Here is a 1,757-nt window from a genome sequence, read left to right as displayed (position 1 = left end):
CCGGGCCCGTACCGGGTTTATGCTCACCCGTACCGGGCGGGACACGCTCAAAAAGATCAGGGCCCACAGCAAAGAGCACCACAAAAAAATGGATCATTACCGGCATCTCATCACCGCGATCTTCGGGGAATTCAGGAGCCCGGGAATGGATGTCCTCTTTGAAATAAAATCCCTTGTAGACGGCATGCCCAAAGAAAAGGAACCTGAAATGATAGGGATTCTCCGGCACTGCCGCGACGACCTCAAAAAAGTGACCTGACATGACTATCGCAATACACGTAAAAGACCTGACCCGGCGCTTCGGCGACCTCGTGGCCGTGGACCAGATCAGTTTCGATATCGAACAGGGTGAGATTTTCGGACTTCTGGGCCCGAATGGCGCCGGGAAGACCACCACGCTCTCGATGCTCTCGACCACGCTCGAACCCACCTCCGGTACCGCTACGGTCATGGGAATCGATATTTCAAAGGATCAGGACGGTGTCCGAAAGGCCATCGGGATCGTCTTCCAGGACCAGAGCCTCGACGAGGAGCTGACCGCGTGGGAGAACATGGACTTCCATGGCCGGCTCTACCGTATACCAAAGGAGATCCGGTTGCAGCGGATCGATGAACTCCTCAAACTCGTCGAACTCACGGACCGCAGGAAAGATATCGTCAAGACCTTTTCCGGGGGGATGCGCCGGCGTCTCGAGATCGCCAGAGGGCTCCTGCACCACCCGGCCGTCCTTTTCCTTGACGAGCCCACGCTCGGCCTCGACCCGCAGACAAGAAACCACCTCTGGGAGTACATCGAGACCCTGGCCCGGGAAAAAAACATCACGATCATCCTTACGACACATTACATGGAAGAGGCTGACCGGCTCTGCAACCGGATCGCGATCATCGACCACGGAAAGATCATCGCGCTTGACACGCCCGCCCGGCTCAAAGACTCAATCGGCGGCGACGTGGTGACCATCCAGTCAACGGATACTGCACGGATCACAACCGTTCTTGCGGCACCCTGGATCAACAGGATGGAGACGCACGACAGCGAGGTGATCCTCAGCCTTAAAAATGCCGAGCAGCACCTCAGCACGATCGTGACACGCTTAAACGAAGAGAAGATCCCCATCACCTCCATCTCGGTCCATAAGCCGACCCTTGAAGATGTCTTCCTCTCGTTTACCGGAAAAACCATCCGTGAGCAGGACATGAACAAAAGGGATTCTATGCGGATGCACTTCAGAATGATGAGGCACTAACCATGGATATCGTCTATACCATCTGGCTGCGGAGCATGAAACGCTACGTACGGTCAAAGAGCAGGATTGTCGGGAGTATCGCGATGCCCCTTTTCCTGCTCGTGTTCCTGGGCTTTGGCCTCAACTCAGTGGTCAGCACCACATCGCTCGGGCAGCAGTATGTCATGTTTCTCGTACCGGGCATGGTCGCGATGAGCGTGCTCTTTACTTCGGTTTTCTCCGGCATCCAGATCATCTGGGACAAGCAGTTCGGGTTCTTAAAAGAGACGCTTATCGCACCGGTATCGAGGCTTGAGATCATGTTCGGCCAGACGGTCGGGGGAGCGACGACGGCAGTGATCCAGGGGATCATCCTTATGGTCCTTGCTGTGCTGCTCGGCCTGCGGATCAACAACCCGATCGGGTTTTTTATCGCGCTCGGCTTCATGGTCCTCGTCGGGATCTCGTTTACGGCATTCGGGATTGCAATTGCGTCAAGAATGGATGATATGACCGGCTTCCAGCTGATCA

The 1,757-nt window shown here is 55.6% G+C and carries 3 protein-coding genes; all 3 read left to right on the top strand.

Annotated elements, in window-relative coordinates; genetic code table 11:
• On the top strand, positions 1–259 hold a 259-nt coding region (locus tag WCE46_RS04315; RefSeq protein WP_424732468.1), incomplete at its 5' end, for a hypothetical protein.
• 1 nt (position 260) lies between these two features.
• On the top strand, positions 261–1,247 hold the full coding sequence (locus WCE46_RS04310) for an ATP-binding cassette domain-containing protein (RefSeq protein WP_424732467.1): 987 nt from the start codon (positions 261–263) through the stop codon (positions 1,245–1,247).
• 2 nt (positions 1,248–1,249) lie between these two features.
• A partial coding sequence (locus WCE46_RS04305) for an ABC transporter permease (protein ID WP_424732466.1) occupies positions 1,250–1,757 on the top strand: 508 nt, incomplete at its 3' end.

The organism is Methanoregula sp., from assembly GCF_049690535.1.
GTDB lineage: Archaea > Halobacteriota > Methanomicrobia > Methanomicrobiales > Methanospirillaceae > Methanoregula.
This window is presented reverse-complemented; position numbering and strand designations above follow the sequence as displayed.